This window comes from Microbulbifer mixtoriginis (SeqCode), assembly GCF_052466765.1.
The window spans coordinates 4077555-4097838 of the sequence record NZ_CP174289.1; the positions used below are offsets into that span (position 1 = coordinate 4077555).

The 20284-nt window shown below is 45.4% G+C and carries 16 protein-coding genes; 6 read left to right on the forward strand and 10 right to left on the reverse strand.

Annotated elements, in window-relative coordinates; all coding sequences use genetic code 11:
• Positions 1-3: 3 nt before the first annotated feature.
• The 3 genes from ACJJIV_RS17785 to ACJJIV_RS17795 form a co-directional block, all read right to left on the reverse strand.
• Positions 4-537, reverse strand: coding sequence for a DUF2058 domain-containing protein (locus ACJJIV_RS17785; RefSeq protein ID WP_444889801.1), 534 nt, complete (start codon positions 535-537; stop codon positions 4-6).
• 144 nt (positions 538-681) lie between these two features.
• Positions 682-1776: a PaaI family thioesterase gene (locus ACJJIV_RS17790; protein WP_252082487.1), complete on the reverse strand. Its 1095-nt coding sequence runs from the start codon at positions 1774-1776 to the stop codon at positions 682-684.
• 119 nt (positions 1777-1895) lie between these two features.
• On the reverse strand, positions 1896-3368 hold the full coding sequence (locus tag ACJJIV_RS17795; RefSeq protein WP_444889802.1) for an alpha/beta hydrolase: 1473 nt from the start codon (positions 3366-3368) through the stop codon (positions 1896-1898).
• 787 nt (positions 3369-4155) lie between these two features.
• On the opposite strand from ACJJIV_RS17795, the gene ACJJIV_RS17800 reads away from it, so the two are divergent.
• The gene (locus tag ACJJIV_RS17800) at positions 4156-4671 is read left to right on the forward strand and encodes an RNA polymerase sigma factor (RefSeq protein WP_444886774.1); all 516 of its coding nucleotides are present in this window, start codon (positions 4156-4158) and stop codon (positions 4669-4671) included.
• A 609-nt stretch (positions 4672-5280) separates the two neighbouring features.
• Entirely contained in the window at positions 5281-8292 is a 3012-nt protein-coding gene (locus tag ACJJIV_RS17805) for a TonB-dependent receptor (protein WP_444889803.1), read from the forward strand.
• Positions 8293-8609: 317 nt separating this feature from the next.
• Here the strand turns inward: ACJJIV_RS17805 and ACJJIV_RS17810 are convergent, their stop codons facing one another.
• The gene (locus ACJJIV_RS17810; protein ID WP_252082480.1) at positions 8610-9092 is read right to left on the reverse strand and encodes a PraA/PraB family alkane oxidation protein activator; all 483 of its coding nucleotides are present in this window, start codon (positions 9090-9092) and stop codon (positions 8610-8612) included.
• 1138 nt (positions 9093-10230) lie between these two features.
• On the opposite strand from ACJJIV_RS17810, the gene gnd reads away from it, so the two are divergent.
• Positions 10231-11751 carry an NADP-dependent phosphogluconate dehydrogenase gene (gene gnd / locus ACJJIV_RS17815; protein WP_444889804.1) on the forward strand — a complete coding sequence of 507 codons (1521 nt, stop codon included), beginning with the start codon at positions 10231-10233 and terminating at the stop codon, positions 11749-11751.
• Positions 11752-11855: 104 nt separating this feature from the next.
• Here the strand turns inward: gnd and rdgC are convergent, their stop codons facing one another.
• The 5 genes from rdgC to ACJJIV_RS17840 all read right to left on the reverse strand — a co-directional run bounded on the left by rdgC (position 11856) and on the right by ACJJIV_RS17840 (position 16409).
• Positions 11856-12848, reverse strand: coding sequence for a recombination-associated protein RdgC (rdgC, locus tag ACJJIV_RS17820; RefSeq protein ID WP_252082475.1), 993 nt, complete (start codon positions 12846-12848; stop codon positions 11856-11858).
• Between the two features lie 695 nt (positions 12849-13543).
• Positions 13544-13882, reverse strand: coding sequence for a hypothetical protein (locus ACJJIV_RS17825; RefSeq protein ID WP_252082473.1), 339 nt, complete (start codon positions 13880-13882; stop codon positions 13544-13546).
• A gap of 10 nt (positions 13883-13892) precedes the next feature.
• A complete protein-coding gene (locus ACJJIV_RS17830) occupies positions 13893-14396 on the reverse strand; it encodes a hypothetical protein (RefSeq protein ID WP_444889805.1) in 504 nt (167 codons plus the stop codon).
• Between the two features lie 90 nt (positions 14397-14486).
• Positions 14487-15587, reverse strand: a complete 1101-nt coding sequence (locus tag ACJJIV_RS17835; RefSeq protein ID WP_444889806.1) for an alpha/beta hydrolase family protein — start codon at positions 15585-15587, stop codon at positions 14487-14489.
• 423 nt (positions 15588-16010) lie between these two features.
• Complete coding sequence (locus ACJJIV_RS17840; RefSeq protein ID WP_444889807.1) at positions 16011-16409, reverse strand: VOC family protein; 399 nt, start codon at positions 16407-16409, stop codon at positions 16011-16013.
• Positions 16410-16852: 443 nt separating this feature from the next.
• Between ACJJIV_RS17840 and ACJJIV_RS17845 the strand changes: the two genes are divergently transcribed.
• From ACJJIV_RS17845 to ACJJIV_RS17855, 3 genes are all read left to right on the forward strand, one after another.
• Positions 16853-17935 (forward strand): bile salt hydrolase, encoded by a 1083-nt coding sequence (locus tag ACJJIV_RS17845; RefSeq protein ID WP_444889808.1) that lies wholly within the window; start codon positions 16853-16855, stop codon positions 17933-17935.
• Positions 17936-18009: 74 nt separating this feature from the next.
• Positions 18010-18882, forward strand: a complete 873-nt coding sequence (locus ACJJIV_RS17850) for a GNAT family N-acetyltransferase (protein WP_444889809.1) — start codon at positions 18010-18012, stop codon at positions 18880-18882.
• A 5-nt stretch (positions 18883-18887) separates the two neighbouring features.
• Positions 18888-19787 carry a polysaccharide deacetylase family protein gene (locus tag ACJJIV_RS17855; protein ID WP_444889810.1) on the forward strand — a complete coding sequence of 300 codons (900 nt, stop codon included), beginning with the start codon at positions 18888-18890 and terminating at the stop codon, positions 19785-19787.
• Positions 19788-19938: 151 nt separating this feature from the next.
• Here the strand turns inward: ACJJIV_RS17855 and ACJJIV_RS17860 are convergent, their stop codons facing one another.
• Positions 19939-20265, reverse strand: coding sequence for a YceK/YidQ family lipoprotein (locus ACJJIV_RS17860; protein WP_444884263.1), 327 nt, complete (start codon positions 20263-20265; stop codon positions 19939-19941).
• Positions 20266-20284: the final 19 nt, after the last annotated feature.

A 20284-nucleotide genomic window follows, 5' to 3' on the forward strand; every position in this document is an offset into this window, starting at 1 on the left:
GGCTTACCACATCAGGTCGTCGGGGATCTGGAAGTCGGCGTAGGGGTCGTCTTCGTCCACCGAGGTCGAAGTTTCGGTAGGTTTGACAATGATTTCGGTATTGCGCTCGGCAATTTTGTCGGCGATCACTCTGGGTACCAGTTCAAACTGTTCACCCTGGGCGACAATCACCAACCGGCCGGCAATGAGATGATCCCGCAGGATTTCACTGACATAGATAGTTTTGATTTTTTTATCAAAGGTAAAGTTATAGGCGGTTTCACCTGAGTAGGGCTGGCGGTTGTTGTTCACCAGCTGCTTGATTTGTGCTGCGATGGCCTTCTGTTGAGCCGCAGCGTCACGTTCGGCATTCAGGGCGCGATCCCGTGCAGCCTTATCCGCACGCGCTTGCTGCGCGGCTAACTTTGTTTCATCTACCTGTGGTTGTGAAGATTTCTTTGCAACTTTCTGTTGCTTGCGCTTTTCCTTACCGATATGTTTGGCTTTTTTCTTGTCGACGAGTCCTGCTTGTAACAGCTGGTCTTGCAGTGAGGCCATAGTATGTTTCCTGCAATAGTAATTGGATTGTGCCGCCAGTAAGTTTGGTGGCTACTTGGTCAAAGTGTAATTGGGGACTTACCCCTTTCATAGATGTGGGGCATTTTACCTGAAGATAGCCGCGGTGCTGGCAGGGAATTTGATTTAAGGGGTCCAGGGCTTACCAGAGGTAGCGGTAGCAATGATCTCATCGGGCTCTTTACCATCGCTCAACATTTGTGCACCCCCTGGAATCATTAGTGCTGAGCCCGTGGCAATTGCCACGCGTTTGCCGCTGGGGGTATCGATATTACAAGAGGAAACCCGTAGCTGGCGGCCGCGGTGAAGAACTTGCGCCTCGAGGATCAGGTCCCCACTGTTGAGCTTGGCCGGTCTTGCAAAGCGGATATGCATATCTAAGGTGGCAAATATGCTCCCCGCCGGTAAGGTGGAATATACGGCCGCCCCCATAGTGAAGTCCGCCGCCCAGGCCAGCAGTCCTCCGTAGATAGACAGGGTGCCGTTAGAGAACCAGGGGGATGAGGGCATGGTAGAAATACAGCGGCCGTTCTCGATTTCGATGGCGCGGTAACCGGTGAGCAACCATACGGGGTGAATGCGGCCCTCATTGATGGTAGTTCGCTGAAGCTCAATAGGTACCTGTTCCGGCAGATGCCCCATATCACAGAAATAGGGTTTGGGTGGCGGTCTGAGATAGGGGTCTGGGGGATCGGTTGGTCCCAGGTCTGGCAGAGGTAGCTCCTGATCGGGATTGACTGGGAAGTCTGCAATTAGGCAGCGGGTACTTCCATAGGCGAGGGTTCTGCCATCTTGATCGTTGATCTGGATGCTGGAGAGCCCCACCTGGCTACCGGAATGTACAGTCGTGGCCCGGCCGACAATATTCTGGGTGTTGCTGGTAATTGGCCGGATAAAACACATATTCAACTCAGAGGTGCTGAGTACTTTACCGGCCGGGAGAGTCGTCCAAATGGCAGAGGCGAGGGGCGCGTCGGCGAACATCGCGTAAATACCACCCCAGTAGACCCCGGTGCCGTCTGCCAGCCAGGGAGTGATGGGCATTGAGTAGGTGGCTTTGCCCAACCCTGCTTCCGTTGGCTGCATACCTGTGAGCCGCCAAAAGGGCGGTCCCGGCAAGCTTCCACGAATATATCGTTTGAAAGTCTGTAGACCGGGTTGTTGCAACGCTCGCAGGTCGCAAATGGCACCACGATGAACTTCGTCGGTGATATTGGTCATCCCCCGCCTCCAATTTCATCTATTGAAAGATTAATGTGCAAGGGCTGGGTAAACGAGGGAATGTGGGCTGGATATGGCAGCAGGCACTATTGACCTGCCGCTATCTGGGTGGGCAAGCCTTATTGTGGTGAAAAATCTGGTAAATCCACCGTAAGAGTGGTTTTTTCGATTGGGCGCCCCTCCATGAACGAGTTGATGGTGTCTTGTATCGCTGGGGATGCCATAAATAAATTGTGACCGGCATTTTCTACTGTTACCAGTGTGGCATTACTAAGTCCTGCCATTGCCTCATGCTGGCTCTCTATGTAAGTTCTGCCATCAAGAGTGCCACTGAATAGCAAAATGGGAATATTGCTATGGGGGTTGCTGCGAAAAGCATCACCCAGGTCCAACTGCTCAGCCAAGCCATCGTAGTGATAGGAAAAGTTGAGATAGTCACTTAACAGGGCGGTTTTTGCTTGCTCCTTCACTTCAGACTTTCGCTGTGTGCTTATACCTGAGGCTATATCTATTGCCGTTGGCATGGCACTCAGGGAAATTGGAGAGCCTGGACTCAAGAATCCATCGGGGAAGTAGCGTCTGGGAACTCGATCGAAAGCCGGAACATGCCCCAAATCAAGAGCTCGATAGAAACCTAACAAGTGGGCGACACTTTTGGGGTCGGCAATAAAAGCGGAGGCAATTTGTTGCATGTCTCTACGCTGAAGCAGGTAATCCAGAGTGTGGCCTTCCCGCTGAGGGATCTGGATTTTGACTGGGGCTCGCTCCAGCTTTGTGTGCACTCTATCGATAAGAACCTTGATGTCAGGGTAGGCCGCTTTGGCTGTGGGTTGCTGGTCCAGGGCGAGTTGCAGTCGATCTAAATAAGAACCCGTTCGCGCGGGTAATTTAACAGTCTGATCCAAGCCCTCAGCACTGGAAAGGATCACTCTGTCTATAAAGCCTTCTATCTCCCTTATTGCCGCTAGAGCAAGATGGCTGCCGTAAGAAGTGCCCCATAACACAATCTTCTCTACCCCCAGATGTTGTTTCAGCGCCTCCAGGTCGCGAGCGTTTTCCAGGGTGTTGTAACCGGCTAGATCGACCCCCTTTTGATGCCAGAATGCTAGGCATTCACGCAGAGCTTCGCGATGATATTCGATGTATTGGCTATCAGTTGTTTTTTTCAGGGCGGGAACAACCTGCCGAGATTCACAGTGAGGCAGATCGTTGGAGCGGCCGGTGCCACGCTGGTCCAGGGCGATCACATCGCCGTACTCCCGCAAAGCCATAAACATATCAAAACGATAGTTGACGGCCATGATGCCCGATCCACCAGGGCCACCGGCAAGATAAATAATCGGCGGGCCCGACTTTTTTCCGGTTGCCGGAAAGCGTACATAGTGAAGTTTCAGCGAGCGGCTTTCTGGATTATTACGATTCTCTATTGCCTCAAAGAAGCCCTTATAGCCGTCTGCAGTCTGCTTATTCCAGGTCGTGAAAGTAAATGCCTCTTCATTAACAGGGGATTTGGCATGGGTGGTTGTTGTACCAACAAGGAAACTTAAAAGTAGAAAGACCTTTAAAAAATGGAGATTGAAAGTAAAACTCATTGACTACAATCCTTCCCTAGAGTGAATTTTTTGTATTTTTATACTTGAAAAATCTTGATTGAGCCAGCTGATGGTAAAAGAGGTGGGTCTCTTACCTTTGCTGAAATGATTGAAACCCTTTCATATTCGTAAGCTTGGAGCTTTCAGTCTTGAATGTTATTGAGATCATGAATTGTCATTCAATTCAACCTCTTGCTTCAAACGATAGTCCTATGGCTTGATTTCATAACTCTTTACTCTCCGAAGGGTATGCATTTGTACCATCTTGCGATTTGCTTGGTTGGCGCTATCTATATGTGAGGACGGCTTTGCATAGAATGATTGGCAATTCTGAGTTGATGAGCATTGGGAATCTCTCGTTGGAACAAGGTGGGGGCGGCACAGTTTGCTTGAAAGGTCCTCGATTGGTAGATTAACTTCGATTAATTTTGTTGATACTCAGGTTGAGGATGAGAAGTGGGAAAATAGTTCTGGAGATTATTTGATTTTTTGCTCTCAGTTATAAAAAGGCGTTTCATTTTGCTCAAATAGTCCTTTCAAGCATTTATCAAAAAATTTTGTGAGGTTATTCTGTTAACTCTCCTTAACGTGGTTGTTTTTAATCTTCTTTTGCTGTGACCAAGTAGTTTTTATGTTTTGCTTGGCCTGATTTTTAGGGGGGGAGTTGTTACAGATAAATAACAAGAATAAATTTCTGGATTTCGTGGATTTTGCATTGGTTGTTTGTCTAATCTTTTCTGTGTCTGGGGAGCACTAAATATCATTTGAATCACATGTGTGTTTCACTATGGATAATTTTCATCAAAAAGATATTTCAGCTTGGGTGGATAAGTATCGCCCAGGATTAAAACGATACTTTTCTTCTCGAGTAACTTCAGCTGATGTTGATGACTTAGTGCAAGAGGTTTTTGCTCAGTTACACTGGCATCTTAATCAGTCCGATATAGAGATAGAAAATCCAAGAAACTATATCTATACGGTAGCTAAAAATCTGTTGGTTAGTCACAGTCGGTACCACAAGTCTCGATGTCGAGCCTTCCATGAGTCACTTTCCCTTGATTATGAAATTCCCGATGTTATTACACCGGAGCGTACAGTAATAGGTATGCAGGATTGTCGGTGCGTCTTAAAAGCAATTCTGGGGCTGCCACCACGTGCAGGGGCGGCATTTAAATTTCACCGTTTTGAGGGGTTGACTTATCAGGATATTGCCGAACGCATGGGGATCTCCAAGGAATCTGTAAAGGAACTTATCCAGCGCGCATTAATTAGGGTTAGGCGGGCAGTGGAGGAGGTTTCATAACCTGTTTTTCTTGGATATTTAATCAGGCTATCATCCAATTAAAGATTGGTTAAGTACAAGTATTTTAAATTGCAGGTTAAGTCTATCTGTGCAAATTTTAGAATCTAGTACTTGAATTTACGCCTAATCACCTAAGCATATTGATGTTTGCCTCTCAAATAGAAAACTTCTCTACTTTTATTGTCTCCTTCATCTTCAGATGGTTTTTGCAGATTTAAAGATTTTCTAAAAAGCTATATTTATCCCCAATTGTAATTCCGCTTGCACTTACTTGAACTACACTCGAAAAGACCTTTTGGAGGCTTGTCTTTTTTATTTATGAAAGGTGAGAGCTTCCTGCTTGAAATAAGTTGCCCTTTTTAGTGAGTGTAACGCTGAGAAGGCGGAGTTTGTAACTTTTGGTCACCGCTATTGTTTGGTTGTGTTAATTGTTGTTTTATTTAATCTCCTTGATTTCTGGGGGCGAATATTTAGTAAATGTGGATCTAAAAAATCTGGGGTTAGATCCCCCCGACAGTGCTGTAAATGCGTCTTAAACCTAGTTAGGCCTGAGATAAGGTGGTGTTTGGCTGACAGAAAAACAGAGAAAATATAATAGAGAGAATCAGAATGATGATGAGCCTGCGTAAGCAAAAAAATTTGATTGCACAAGCGATTCGTGCCACCAATCCGCTCAATCAAACAACGCCCTGGTACAGTGCTGCAATAGCCTGTCTGGTGATGTCAACCGTTTCCACTGCGGCCCTAGCCCAGGAGGAACAGGATACGGAAAGAAGTAGCCGCTCCAAACAGCCGATCGAGGAAGTGACGGTAACGGCCCAGAAAATTGAGGAGAGTATCCAAGATGTTCCTATTGCAGTTTCGGCACTCTCTGGGGATAGCATGGATGCCTTGAAGATCGAACGTGGTGAGGAACTACTACGGGCGATACCGAATGTAAACTTCTCCAAATCAAATTTTAGTACCTATAACTTTTCCATTCGCGGTGTTGGCACCAAGGCAGTTTCTGCCGCCACAGATCCTGCAGTGGCAGTGAGTTTTAATAATGCTCCATTGATTCGTAACAGGTTGTTTGAGCAGGAGTTTTTTGATGTTGAGCGGGTGGAAGTGCTACGCGGACCACAAGGCACATTGTATGGTCGTAATGCCACAGCTGGTGTGGTTAATATGTTGCCGGTTATGCCAGAGGATGAGTTTTCCTCTGAAATTAAAGCGGAGATAGGTAGTTATAATTCGAAGCGTACTAGCGGTATGTTTAATTTACCCATTGGGGAGACCATGGGGTTACGCCTCTCCGGTGCTATGACCAAGCGCGATGGATTTGATACTAATACCTATACAGACAATGACGTTAATGATCGTGATCTTTATTCCACTCGGGCAATTTTTGAGTGGGAGCCTTCAGAAACATTTAGCGCCAATCTAATTTGGCAGCATTTTGAGGAGGATGATAAGCGTTCACGTACAGGGAAGCAGCTCTGTACGACAGATCCAGGCGTTTCAATGATTGGAGATGTTGAAGTACCAGAAAATTTCACAGGTTTTTTTAGTCAAGGTTGTTTACCCGGCTCAATCTATAGTGATGAAGCATATGGTACAACCAATGCTAAGGGGCTTGCATTTGTTGTTGCTCCACAAGCACTTCTTCAAGGCTATTATCCGGTAATGAAGGAATTTCTTCCAAATCCTTATGCCAATGCTGAGCAGTCCAGGGATTTGCGTGAAATTGCTACCAGTTTTGATCCTGTGTTTCGCGCTGAGAATGACTTGGTACAGTTAAATTTTGCATGGGAAATGAGTGATACTCTTACATTTTATTCCCAGTCGACTTATGCCAAGGACGACTATTACTCTTCCCAAGATTACAACCGGTATGTGTCAGACTCGATTTTTAGTGATTCTACTGAATATGGATTGGATCCTGGTCCTACGCCTAATGGGATCTACACCGATCCACAGTTAGGTCCTTCGGATGGTGTCTTGGCAGTGGATATCAGCCGATCTGATAACAAACAGTGGAGTCAAGAATTCAGATTGCAAACATCCTTTGATGGCCCTTGGAATTTTGTTGTGGGAGCTAATTATTTAGATTTTAAAACTCAGGATGATTATTTTGTATTTAATAATATGTTCTCCTTGATTGCCGAGCATGTATACAATGGCGTTGATGATCCTGAGGCTGGCTTGGGTACAGAGAATTGCACGGATCCTCAGAATATTGAGGGTTTTCAAGATTGTATGTATGTGGATTACAACTCATTAAAGAATATTGATGAGGAAGGTCATAATTATTTCCTCAGTCGAAATCTAGTGGAAACACGATCCTGGGCTATTTTTGGTGAAACCTACTGGCAAATTAATAATGATGTAAAGCTTACCACTGGTCTACGCTACACGAATGATCGCAAGCGTTCCACACCGGTACCCAGTCAGTTATTACTGGGAACAGAAACTGATAATGATACCGGTGAGATCGTTCCTGGCCCTGCCTCTGGGGGGCTGGTTTATAAAGGGTATCCGGAGGGTGATGCCGTTACTCAAAGCTGGAAGGAGTACACTGGGCGCGCTGTACTAGACTGGCGTACAGATACGCCCTTTACCGATGAAACTATGCTTTATCTCTCCTTTGCCCACGGTTACAAAGGGGGCGGCACCAATCCCCCTCGCGCAGATATTGATCCCAACGTTGTGCAATACCAACCTTTAGATGAAACTTTTAAACCTGAATTTGTTAATGCAATTGAAATTGGAACAAAGAATGTTTTACTTGATGGCAGCTTAACTCTCAACGCTAATGCTTTTTACTATGACTATAGCGACTATCAAGTTTCCCAAATTGTTGACCGTATTTCGTTAAACGAAAACTTTGATGCAGAGAGTATGGGGATTGAGCTGGAACTAGCATGGCAGCTTACAGACAACACTCGGCTAGATATGAATATGGGTTACCTAAAGACCCGTATTGCAGATGGTGAAGAGTCTATTGATGTAATGAACCGTACTCAAGGACATGAGGATTGGTTAGTTGTTCGTCCAAGTCTTCAAGTTCCTTCTAACTGTGTTGCGCCGAAAGATGTAGTGGAGGCGACATTTGCAATACCATACCCATTAATGCTTTGGGCTTTATGTGATACTACGGGTAGATGGGGTTCTTTCACACCGGAAATAGAGTCTAGCCAGTATTTCCATGAGTGGCTAAATATCGACCCCTATAACCCGCTCACTGATGCACCGAATGGAGCGAGAGGCTTTGCCGCCGATTTAAGTGGCAATGAACTGCCAAATGCCCCACGGTTCACAGTAAATTTGGGAGTGGAGCATACAATTCCTATCGAAGATTGGGACCTAACTTTGCGAACTGACTATTATCGCCAATCAGAGAGTTACGCAAGGGTTTACAATACAGAGTATGACCGTTTAAAGGCCTGGAGTAACCTCAATGCTTCAGTCAGTTTGAGTCATCCTAACTCAGAATTGTATATGCAGCTCTATGTGAAGAATATATTTGATGATGCACCGATCACAGACATGTTTACTAATAGTGATGATTCAGGTCTCACCACAAATGTATTTACTTTAGAGCCTCGTATTGTTGGGTTCAGTATAAGTAAAGGGTTTTAAACTCTGCGATTATGGTTGATTGACAGATTTAAATGTTAATTGCCTCTTTAAGAGCACCTTGATCTGTTGGATAGGTTCTTCTGACAAATTGAGGTGCGTTTTTAAATGTAAACTTGCTATTTGTTAATTTGCCAGTTTTTTGAATATTTCTTTATGAATTTTTAGCCGATTGCTAAAGCTTAGGTTCTTTGGCTGGAGATGGGTGAGTTGAGGGTAGTTAGGTTAGGCGGGTGTTTTGTTATAGGTCAATTAATTGTATAAGGGGCACCATCATTATTGCTGATAGTACCCCGTGCGTCTAAATTATAGGGGGTTATCTAGGGTACAGTGAATGATGATTGTGGATTGGTAGATACAACGCCATTTATAACACAGGGAGATCCTGATCCAGTACTAGGTATTTGGGCATCATTAAAGGTAATTTTGCCTGTTGACTGGTCGAAACTTCCATTCAAATCTCCCGCGCAATTACCTGATACAGCTGCTACGTTTACATTTTTTAGGGTTACAGTATTGTTTGCATGTCCTACAAGGGCATATGGTAGCCCGCTAAAAGAAATAGTGCCGCAAATGTTAAGGAAACCTCCCGAGAGGGCCAGGCTTCCAACCGAGGCATCTGCTCCTGTAGAGTCGACACTTCCAGAAAGTTTACATTGAAGCAGGATACCTTTCTCTACTTCGAGGTTACCATCACTCGCTAGGGCGATTGCACCTGGGGGAGACCAGGTTTCTGCATTCGCCAGCCCGGCTATCCCAAAAGAGGCTAAACAGATAGAAGCAGCGGTAAGGATCTTTTTCATAATAATCGTGTTCCTAATATTTCTGTTAATTATTAATGCAGGCACATTACTTGATGCTTGGTCAATTTATATGCGCTACCTTTTGAAGCGTTCATCATCGCTGGAAAGTGATGAAACTTAGTTGACCTAAATAATAGGAGCCGACCCAGTTCCAACCCCTTCCATTTATAAAGACGAGTTGGGACGACCGTTGGGGGGATGTCTAGCCCAAATAGACGCAGATTTATTTGTGGGGCGTATTTCCTATCCTCAAACTCAATCTATTAATAGGTTGGTTTTATTTATGAATCGGGTGGGGGTAGGTTGGCGTACATAAGAAAAAGGTATTATATTGTTGATAGTGACATTCGCAGATTTATATTATTTTTGTTCTGTTGATCTTTATTAAGATTTTTGATGTGTTTTGAGTTGTGCAAAGATACAGGAATTTAGGATTTGTTCTCTTATTAAATTGAACGAGTTAAAAGTGCTTATATAGCTTTTGGTTTGTCAGTTTTCTTAACTTTATTTCAATTCTTATTTCATGTTTGTATATAAAATGGTTCCTGGTGGGGTGTTATGACTGCTAATAACAACACACTATCGGTGGCTGGGTTCCTGGTTATGGGAAGGTTTTGTTGATTGTAATTTTTCCATGGGGTCGATTTAATCTGTCGATGTATTCCCAGTCCTGAGCAGTTAAGAAAATATCGACTATTTATAGCCTTTCGTTAGTATGATTTTCACTTGAGTTGGGAATTAAAGGAAATATATTTGAAAATATCTAAATAGTTAGAAACCCGATGAAAAGCGTGAGGCTTCCAGTAAATGTCTTGTTGTGGATTGAATTAGCATCAACGGGCAGCGTGTAATTTTGCATAGGTCTTTTTGTCGTGCTTTAAATATCAAAATTAACTCGGGCAGGCTTTTGTGGGGCATACTGAGCGTGTATTTGGCATTAAAGGATAAAAGCTATCACGTTACTGGCTAATTTGAGGAAGTCCTTGGCGAAGGGATAACCTGTACCAGTTTCTACTTCACAAGCCGTTTTTACTGTGACTGGGGACGGTTTTGTTTGGTTTTTGCTCTCCCTGCCCTGGACTCATATTGTTATACTCCGCGCCCTTGAAAGCCCCCCTATCTTATGACGGAGAATTTGATGTCTGATTCACAGTGCGACATTGGCTTTATTGGCGCTGGTGTGATGGGTAAGAACCTGATCTTGAACTTGGCTGATAATGGCTATCGGGTCTGTGCCTTTGATTTGGATCACAACCGGCTCAATGCACTGCTAGAACAGGATAAAAAGGAACGTGGTGATCGGCCTGCGCGCGTGGAAACCTGTAACTCATACACTGAGTTGTTGGCTAAGGTCAGAGCACCGCACTTGATCATTCTTTCTGTACCTGCAGGGGCGCCAGTAGATGATGTTTGTTGCAAACTGTTGGATGCTGGCCTCAAGGCTGATGATATTGTTGTGGACACGGGTAACAGCCTTTGGACTGACTCCGTAGAGCGTGCCAAGCGCTATGAAGGTAAGCTGATCTTCTTTACAACGGCAGTATCCGGTGGTGAGGTTGGTGCGCGATTTGGGCCGTCTCTGATGCCCAGTGGCGATCGCTACGCCTGGAGCCGTATCGAGCCCGTTTGGCACGCGATTTCGGCCAAAGTGGACAAGACCAGTGGCCAGCCTATAGAGCGCTTTGAGCCGGGCAATCCGGTGAAAGAGGGTGAGCCCTGCGCGGCTTATATCGGCCCTATTGGTTCTGGGCACTATGTAAAAATGGTGCATAACGGCATCGAGTACGCGGATATGCAAATGATCTGCGAGGCTTACCATGTGATGCGCAGTGCCTTGGCGATGTCACCGACGGAGATTGCCGAAGTGTTCCGTGAGTGGAATCGAGGCCCGTTAAACAGCTACCTGATTAATATCAGTGCTGAAGTGCTTTCCACCCTGGATTCTGTTACCGAACAACCGCTGGTGGATGTGATTTTGGATCGTGCGGGTCAGAAGGGGACCGGCCTTTGGACGGCTATCAGCAGTCTTGAAGTAGGCTGCCCTGCGCCGAGCATTGCCGAAGCGGTTTACGCCCGTTCCCTATCTACTCGCAAAATTTTGCGCACCCGCGCCGCGCAGAAACTTAAGGGCCCAGTTCTCACCCAGGTAGCGGCAGAGCAGCGTGAGGAAGTGATCCAGCAGCTGCACGATGCCCTTTACTGCGCCAAGATCTGTGTTTACGCCCAAGGTTTTGACCTGATGAAACTGGCTGCGCGGGAGCAGGGCTGGCAGCTGAACTTCTCGGAAATTGCGAGAATCTGGCGTGCCGGCTGTATAATCCGTGCGGTATTCCTGCAATCGATTAGTGACGCCTACGATCGAGACTCCAAACTCTCTAATTTGTTATTAGATGACTTCTTTACCCAGCAGATCGCCGATCACCAGGCTAACTGGCGCCAGGCAGTGGCGAGTGCAACTCTCAATGGCATTCCGGTACCGGCGCTGTCTTCAGCTCTGAGCTATTACGACGCTTTCCGTTCAGAGTCCCTACCAGCCAACTTGCTGCAAGGGCAGCGGGACTTCTTTGGTGCGCACACCTTTTCACGGGTAGATCAGCCCGAGCAGCGCAAATACCATGTGTTGTGGGGTGAGCCGGGCCGACCAGTTGTGGAGATCTGAGCTTCAGAAAGCGACACTTTGACCTTGGGCGGGGCTTTCGTCCCGCTCAAGGTCAGGTTATTGTTCACTGCTCCATTCATTTCTTTTGCAGTAAAACAGGGCTATCAGAAGACCACTTCTTCTACTTCTCGCGCCAGCTCTTCAGCTTCAGAGCGGGAGGCTTTAGCGACCATCTCCTCTACGCTGGCAGATTCGGTATTAACGCCACCAAAGGCATTGAGTAGATCCTTGATTAGGGCTGAAATTTCCAGTGCCATTACTGCGAAATCTGCATCGAAGCGCAGCGCCGCACTTTCGGCATCGGTGTTATCTGCCTTTTCCAGCAGCTCATCGCTGAACTTTACCCGTTTCACGGAGAGTTGGTCGTCCACCAGGAAATCGACCCCGCCGCGCCAAACCAACCCTAATTTATGTACCTGCAGGCCAGCAACCAAGTGGTTGTGAATTTCCTCGGCGCATAGGTCTTGGTTTTTGCAGCGGATCACACTGCCGCTGTCCTTTGGGTCGCGCAGTTCGCATTCGTGTCCGAAATCAAATTGAGCGGGGGCCTCGGGAGCGGTGAGCCAGTGGGTCATTGTTTGTTGTGGCAGGTTTTTGGCTGATAGAGGGACTACCGCGAGGCTGCTAATGGCTTCGCGTAGATTTTCCAATAACTCTTCAGCGGCGGAGGCAGAGGAAGCATCAACCACTACCCAGCCTTCCTGCGGGGCGATATAGGCGAAGTGCAAGCGGGACCGTGCAAAAGCCTTGGGCCGCATTTCCAGCAGTACCTCATCTTTGAGGTTTTGACGTTCCTTGCGGCCCACCTGTCGGGCCTCTTTTTCTGAAATGGCCTGGGCCATTTCTTCTACTTTCTCATTGATAACGGTTGCTGGTAGAACTTTTTCTTGCTTCTTGGCGCAGACCATCAGGTAGCCATTGGTGGCATGTACCAATTGATTGCCGTGTCTGCCCAGGGGAGAGACCCAACCGTAGCGGACACTGTCCTGGCTACCGCAAGGCACAAATGCCTGGGCTTCCAGTAGCTCGTTTAGTTTTTCGGCATCCAGAGAGAATTCTTTGGTTAAGCGGTAAATACGAAGGTTCTTAAACCACATACATCAGGCCATTTGGTGTTCAGTTGCGTGTGCGGACGTTAATTATGCGGAAACTGGGGCGCGGCAGCTAGTGAGCTGTTTCCAAATGACGAATTGGTTGTTTTTTGTCCGAAAATTTGGCGGGGCAGGATAGAATGTTCAGCATCAATGCCTGCAGAGATTGTAGGTTATTGTTCTTTCAGCAGGATGGTCGTAACGGGGCCGCCTTTTCTGTGAAAGCCTTTGTGGCTGAGCTGCAATAGTTTGAGTGCAGTCGCAGACACCTGGTTCTGTTAAAGGGTAGGGTCATCGGAGAACTCCCCTAACCGTTTAAAAGTAGGGGTCAGGGTTGCTGGCCAGATTTATCTGAGCCAGCCACTCCACGCCAGTAGTCCAACCTTAACCCCATATTTCAGCAAGGCCAATTATTATTCTCTGTTTGCTAATGTGTCTTTAAGCCGCTGGGCGCTTATCGATATTAACCTTGAAGAGGAAGAAGTAAGCGGATTGACTTATCTTTAGCAAAGGATTACTTCGATATTTCCCGGATGGCTACTTGAATTGTTCACGGAGTCTGAAGCTGATTTAGAGGGGCAGTGTGGCGGTAATGAAGAATGCTATTTCCGTAAAACTGCTTGAAATATAAAAACAATTACATCATGGCATTCCCCACAGTCAGTCCGTGACATTTGTGGGGCTATATAATTACTGAATGCTCAGGAAGCAATTTTTAATGAAATACCTGTGCAGGCTTCCAATGCGGTCCAAATTACTCCCACGACGGCATTCCAGATTTTTTCTATGGTTACAGCGAGAAGGCCGCGGAGGGTTCTGGCAAAATTCAAAGCCATATCCTCGATAGAATCAAGAAAGTAATCTCTCAAGTCCTCACCAATTTCGTTTTCCGCGATGGCTTTGGCAATCAATTTTGCCTGAAGGGCTAGAGCGGATAACTGGCGCTCTGAGAAACCACGGATTTCTGTGATGTCATGCTCAATAACGGTAGAGGCGGCATCTTTAATATCTGAGATCAATTGGGTTACGTCCAGTGACATGGCAAAGTCCTCAGCGGTTTAAGAAGGATTCGTAAGTTAAAGCCTGGTCCATAGAGATTACAACTTCATTCTTGAAAAGCACCACAATGGTAGAGCGAAGCCCCTTGTCTTCGTCTTCTTTGCGCATTCGATTAAGACTGCTAGAGATTTTTTTAAGTGAATTGACACTGGGTGGCTGCTCATTGAAAACGATATCTGCTCCTCTAGAACTCAAATAGTTGTTGATTTTCTTGAGTGTATCTTTATTGGGCATTGGTCGGGTGTTGGATTGCATCGCCAAGGCGTCAATCCTGCCAATTAATGCATGGTAGTTTTGGTCTCTTTTAGCATAGGAGTCTTTATCTGTACCATGAGAAACTGAGGAAAAGAACTGCATGAGTTCTGCATTTACCTCAGTGAGATCTGAATAGAGTTCCGCATCATATCTTGGAGCTAGCTGGGAGCAACTGCTGATGGCTAGAGCCAGAACTATGTATAACAGAGCGGATGCTACCTTGGGTGGGGTGGACAACATCTGTACTCTCCTTGCTGTTGACGTTTATGGATATTCTGATTGTTACTTCAACTAAGCGATAGATGGATAGCTACTATCTCTCAACTTTCATTAAGCTGGTTCTAAGGCTTCTTCATTTTTACAAACTTTAGCTGAATCCTGCCGTTCAAAATATGACAATAGAAATCTGACTGCTTCCTGATTGTCGAAATAGCGGGAATGTACTTTGGCCGCGATTTTATCTGGAAAAGTGCCATAAGAACCGATTACCCTCTCATAGCAATTATGAGCTTCAGGTACGGCTGAGCCGCTGGCAAACCAGTCGGAGTGGGATTTGATATCAATCCATTCAATCAGATCATCGCGCTGGGATAACTCTAGAACTTCGTTTTGTAGCCATGGGGCCTGTTTACCCAGAACTTCGATTAATGAACCCATGGTTAGAATACGCACTGGCGTGTCAAAGGAGGGAAGGTCTGCAAAGAGATCCACAGTAACTACGCTACCAAAGCTATGCCCGACTATTGTAACTGATTCGTAGTTTTCTAAGGCTAGGCTGCTTTGCAGTTGCTCGCGCACACGTCTGATAATCTCAAAGCGCACAGCGGGTTTACCTCTGGCCGCGGGCTCATTGGTTAGGTAGCGCTTACAAAAATCTGAGATATCAACCAGTAGTGATACGGGCATGAGAGTGACAATCGCTGTTGCCACTGCCCAAATACGCCAGCCACCAATATATTCAACAGATCTTTTCAATTCCTCTACTAGAGGGAAGAATGGATTATCAGTAGCAGGTTCAATAGCTTCAACAAATAGTATAATGGTACCTAGGTACCAAACTATAAAGGCTAGTGCCGACAGGGTTAGCCCAAAGGTGAGGTATTTGCGCCGCAGTACCCCTTTCCAAATATGTAAATTAGCGAGCCAGAACCAAATAAGTGAAAAGCCCCTCGCGAGGCGGCTTTTTAATGTCTGTTGGGTAATACTGGGTACCAGGTCGTTCCAATAAGCTTCAACCAGGTCCAGTTCCATCTCTTGCCCTGCGGAGGTGGCTCGTAAACGCTGAACGCCCGGGGGAATAGTGGGCGCCGCTATGGGGGTGAGTGGTATACGTTCACTCGCGGCAATAAGCCCCTCTGTAAACTCGGACAATTGTGCAGTACTGGTGACACGGGTAAGTCCTGGTACCAGCATTATCAAGTTTCTTTTCATGGTACTTCCAAATGATAGTGTTGAGCCTTGGGCTGCTTCATTCTTTGAGTTAGTGCCCGTAGTTCAATGGCCTGCAGGGCCCTATATGTTTTGAGTGTTATTATGTTAAGAAACAAACTTCCTTTTATTCTTTGGTGTACCAGTTTTGGACTGGTTATGCACACCCCGATGCTGAAAATTTGACCTGTAATTAGCTCGGGTTAGATCAAGAGGTATAAAAGTATGGGGCTTGGTACATGTAGAACGAGTCTTGCCCGATTTATATGTGATAGAGAAAGAGAAGTAAACAGTAAGTTTTGCAATAGTATGGCTTCTATACTAACGAATGAATGAGGCGCAGATAGTGAGTTCGGAGAGATTTAAATTGAACCCCTGCCACCGTAGTTGAGTGCTAGCAGTGGCAAGTTTGGTAGAAAAAGCAGTTTAATCAACGACTTCTGTTTGCAGCTGGACAAGTATAAACTCATTGCCATACAGGTCTTCAAAATGGGCAAACTCGGCGTTGGAGTCTGAGGCTCTTGGCTTAGTAAATTTTACTCCATTGTTTATTAGGCGCTTATATTCATTATCAAAATTCTCTGTATAAATAACTGCACAGGGTTGACCCGCCGTCTGCCTGCCAACCTGATCCAATTGACTATTGGAGGAGGCTTGTAAGAGCCAAATACCCATGTCTTTCTGTTCGGGTAGGCGAAGGTGAACGAATCTTAATGGCGGAGCCTCTGAATCAATAAATACTTCAAAACCAAGTTTGTCACGGTAAAAAGTAATAGCTTCTTCGTAGTCACGAACAAGAATAACCAATCTTCCTATAGTGTTCATAAAATCCCGTCTTTGCTGATTGAATGTTGATAGAAGGGCTTGATATTAACTGGCTTTATTGTACTGAATACTACTGCAGTCAGAATTTGATTAAATCATAACGTAGAATTATATGACAGAAATGCTCCTGTCGTGCCTAATCACAAGGGATTCTAATTAGATGTATCAAACGGTTGTGGTTCACGTTATCAGATAGTGAGATTCAGGATCGCTTTAAGGCTTGTGGACGATCTTCATAATGAATGTTTAAGCGTCTTTTTATGAGGTCAGGGTTAGGTGGAAATATTCAGTTAAATCGCTTTCGCCTCTTTCTTTATGTTGTCGTTTATTGCTGGTAGCTAAAGCTAGACTTGGCCATTAAAGATGACCTGATTGTTATTAAAATAGGGTTGATTAGTGGTTGGTCAGTGTGACTTTAAAAAATTTAAAAGGAAATTAATGGCATGGATATCAGGGAAAAGATGATGGACAATAAATTTGTTCGCGGTTTAGTTGGTACAGCTCTGATCTTGTTTGTTGGGTTGAGCCAAAGCAATGCCGGTGCCTGCACTAGAATTTTTTATGAGGCTGGTGATGGTTCTTATATTACAGGGAGAAGTATGGACTGGAGTGATACCACAGCTGCAATGGACTTTTGGTTGTTCCCAAAAGGGATGCAGAGAAATGGAGGTGTTGGCCAACAGTCGATAACTTGGACTTCGAAGTACGGTTCGGTAGTAATAAGTATTTATGAGGCGGCAACTTCTGATGGCCTTAATGAGGCGGGTTTGGCTGGGAATCTACTTTATCTGGCTGAGGCTGAATATGGGAACCCTCAAAAACGTGGAAAACCGACCATTTCAGTTGGAGCCTGGCTTCAATATATGCTGGACAATTATGCAACTGTTGATGAAGTGGTTACTGCGATGGAGGCAGATCCATTTACTGTGATAGGAGCTGATTTGCCCGATGGTAAGCCCGCTACTGCGCATATTTCGATCTCCGATCCCAGTGGGGATTCTGCGATATTCGAATATATCAATGGAGCACTACAGGTTCATCATGGCAAGCAATACAAGGTCATGACCAATTCTCCGATATATAGCCAACAGCTGGCGATTAATGCTTATTGGAGCCAGATAGGTGGTGAGAATTTTCTGCCAGGTACCATAACTGCAGCAGATCGTTTTGTCCGTGCTAGCTTTGCCCTTGAGTCATCACCAAATTTTAAAGATCATCGAAAGGCAATTGCCTCAGTCTTCTCACAAATACGCGCTGTGAGTGTGCCCCTTGGGATGAGTGATCCTGAGAAACCTAATATTGCTTCGACCTTGTGGCGTTCAGTGATAGATCAAAAGAGAATGCGATATTACTTTGACTCAGTGATAAATCCTTCGGTAGTGTGGTTGGATTTTAGTAGTTTAGATTTTAAAAACGGGGCGAAGGTTTTATCCATGAAGCTGGATACCCCGAGTGATATTGGTGGTGAAATATCTTCGCAGTTTAAGCCGGCAACTCCCTTTAAATTTCTTGCACCAAAAAGTTAACCAGAGTTAAAAAGTCACATTTAACTAGATTGTTAATGGAGTTGATCTCAGTCTCTTTATAAATAGGGGTGGATATGAAAGATACAATGACTATACGTAATATGCAGCGCCCTGAAGTCGATGTCTTGGTAAATTGGGCAGCTCAAGAGGGCTGGAATCCAGGGTTGCATGATGCTGAAACTTTTTGGCAAACGGACTCTAAAGCATTTATCGCTGCACTGGTTCAGGACAAAATGATAGGCGGTGGTGCTATTACCTCGTATGAGGGAATATATGGCTTTATGGGCTTCTTTATTGTGAAGCCAGAGTACAGAGGATTGGGGCTTGGTCGTAAACTTTGGTATTTCCGTCGTCAACGAATGCTTGAAAGGTTAAGCCCAGGAGCTTCAGTGGGGCTGGATGCTGCATTCCAGATGCAGGATTTCTATGGGGAAGGCGGCTTTAAATTCTCTCATCGCAACTTGCGTTTTAGTATGGCCGTGCCTTTAAAAGTGGCTTCAAATGGTAGTGGAAATTTTGAAATATTACCTCTTGCAGAGATTCCTTTCGATCAGCTTCTTCAATATGACATGACCTGCTTCCCTGCAGGAAGGGAAAAATTTTTGCGTACTTGGCTGAATCAAGAAGGGGCTCAGGCTTTGGGGGTATTGCAATCGGGAACGTTGAAAGGTTATGGGGTAATTCGCCGCTGTGGTGAAGGTTGTAAAGTGGGCCCTTTATTTGCCAATAACGGTCAGTTGGCTGAAGCGCTATTGATTGAATTGACAAAGTTTTCTTCAGGAGGGGCTGTATTTTTGGATGTGCCGGAAAATAATCAAGAAGCCATGGCTTTAGTTAAAAAATATAATATGAAAGAGGTATTTGGTTGTGCGCGTATGTACCTAGGCTCTAAGCCCAATATTGCTCATGAGCGTATTTTTGGTGTAACAACCTTTGAGCTGGGTTGATGATTGTGCGTGACTTAGAAGGCTATGCAGGGCAGCCTCCGGATCCAAAATGGCCGAATGGGGCCAGGATAGCCGTTCAATTTGTACTGAATATAGAGGAAGGCGCTGAATCTTGTGTTTTAAACGGGGATGATCAATCGGAAGCTTACTTACATGAACTCTTTGGTAGGGAGCCGCGTTTAGGGGAAAGAGACCTCAGTGTTGAGAGTATGTATGAGTATGGTAGCCGGGCTGGCGTGTGGCGTATCCTCAATATCTTCAACTCGAACCAACTCCCACTAACGGCCTTCGCCTGTGGGTTGGCACTGGAATTGAACCCAAGTGTGGCACAGGCATTGGTAGCCGCAGGTCATGAAATAGCAGGGCATGGATATCGCTGGTTAGATTATCGCCATATTGATGAAGCCGTTGAGCGAGAGCATATACGAACAACCCATAAATGCATTGAAAGACTAACTGGAGAGAGAGAAGTTGGTTGGTATATTGGTCGCACTAGTGCTAATACCCGCAAACTTCTAGGGGAAGTTTCCCAGGTCCTCTATAGTTCTGACTCCTACAGCGATGACTTGCCATACTGGAGTTACACCCCAAAGCCTAGGCTAATCATTCCCTATAGCCTTGTGAATAATGATGTTCGATATCTTTTCCCAAATGGCTGCGCTTCGGCAGAAGATTTTTTTCAAATTTTAAAAGATGCTTTTGATCTTCTCTGGCTAGAAGGGGAGAGTCAGGCGAAAATGTTAACGGTTGGCTTACATGGCCGAATCAGTGGCCACCCCGCTCGTGCAATGGCTTTACTCCAATTTATTGACTATATCCAAAATCATGAAAAAGTTTGGATTTGTAGAAGGTCAGATATTGCCAAACATTGGATTTCTCAGCACCCTTCAGCGGGGGGGGAGTAGTTAACCTTATTAAGCTCTTTGTGTTGTCGAGGTCAATAGGGTTTTTCAACTGTCATAGGAAATGTTGTTAATTTATAAGAGGCTGGCAGCAATTGATACTTCATAGATCTGCCAGCGGCTTTTATTCTCTGTTTTTACTTAAATACCGTTGTTAATACTGACTGCTGGAGACTGAAATATTTCCGTTCTTCCTCTGCTCAATCATGGTAAATGGAAGCACTATTGTGTCAGTTGCGGTGGAAAAGAGGCTGTCTACGAGGTACACGCCGAGAAGTAAGTCGACATTTATTGATTCACTGTCTGAATGCATTTTACATATATTGTAGGAAAGACCGCTGTAGACTCTCGGGATGGATTCACAGTTGGATTTTTGCCGTTTTAAATTTGCAGAAATTTCACGGTCTGTGCTGGAGAGGGTGGTGAAAGTCCCACAGCCCGTTAACATAAGAGAGCAAATTGCTAGACTGATAGTTTTCATTAATATCGTTCCCTGTGAA

Bases quoted from the DNA above. Each gene is read 5' to 3' on its own strand.
- gnd (WP_444889804.1), top strand. From the start codon at position 10,231: ATGTCTGATTCACAGTGCGACATTGGCTTTATTGGCGCTGGTGTGATG.
- ACJJIV_RS17840 (WP_444889807.1), bottom strand. From the start codon at position 16,409: ATGAACACTATAGGAAGATTGGTTATTCTTGTTCGTGACTACGAAGAA.
- ACJJIV_RS17805 (WP_444889803.1), top strand. From the start codon at position 5,281: ATGATGATGAGCCTGCGTAAGCAAAAAAATTTGATTGCACAAGCGATT.
- ACJJIV_RS17850 (WP_444889809.1), top strand. From the start codon at position 18,010: ATGAAAGATACAATGACTATACGTAATATGCAGCGCCCTGAAGTCGAT.
- ACJJIV_RS17795 (WP_444889802.1), bottom strand. From the start codon at position 3,368: ATGAGTTTTACTTTCAATCTCCATTTTTTAAAGGTCTTTCTACTTTTA.
- ACJJIV_RS17825 (WP_252082473.1), bottom strand. From the start codon at position 13,882: ATGTCACTGGACGTAACCCAATTGATCTCAGATATTAAAGATGCCGCC.
- ACJJIV_RS17830 (WP_444889805.1), bottom strand. From the start codon at position 14,396: ATGTTGTCCACCCCACCCAAGGTAGCATCCGCTCTGTTATACATAGTT.
- ACJJIV_RS17860 (WP_444884263.1), bottom strand. From the start codon at position 20,265: ATGAAAACTATCAGTCTAGCAATTTGCTCTCTTATGTTAACGGGCTGT.
- rdgC (WP_252082475.1), bottom strand. From the start codon at position 12,848: ATGTGGTTTAAGAACCTTCGTATTTACCGCTTAACCAAAGAATTCTCT.
- ACJJIV_RS17810 (WP_252082480.1), bottom strand. From the start codon at position 9,092: ATGAAAAAGATCCTTACCGCTGCTTCTATCTGTTTAGCCTCTTTTGGG.
- ACJJIV_RS17835 (WP_444889806.1), bottom strand. From the start codon at position 15,587: ATGAAAAGAAACTTGATAATGCTGGTACCAGGACTTACCCGTGTCACC.
- ACJJIV_RS17785 (WP_444889801.1), bottom strand. From the start codon at position 537: ATGGCCTCACTGCAAGACCAGCTGTTACAAGCAGGACTCGTCGACAAG.
- ACJJIV_RS17790 (WP_252082487.1), bottom strand. From the start codon at position 1,776: ATGACCAATATCACCGACGAAGTTCATCGTGGTGCCATTTGCGACCTG.
- ACJJIV_RS17800 (WP_444886774.1), top strand. From the start codon at position 4,156: ATGGATAATTTTCATCAAAAAGATATTTCAGCTTGGGTGGATAAGTAT.
- ACJJIV_RS17845 (WP_444889808.1), top strand. From the start codon at position 16,853: ATGGATATCAGGGAAAAGATGATGGACAATAAATTTGTTCGCGGTTTA.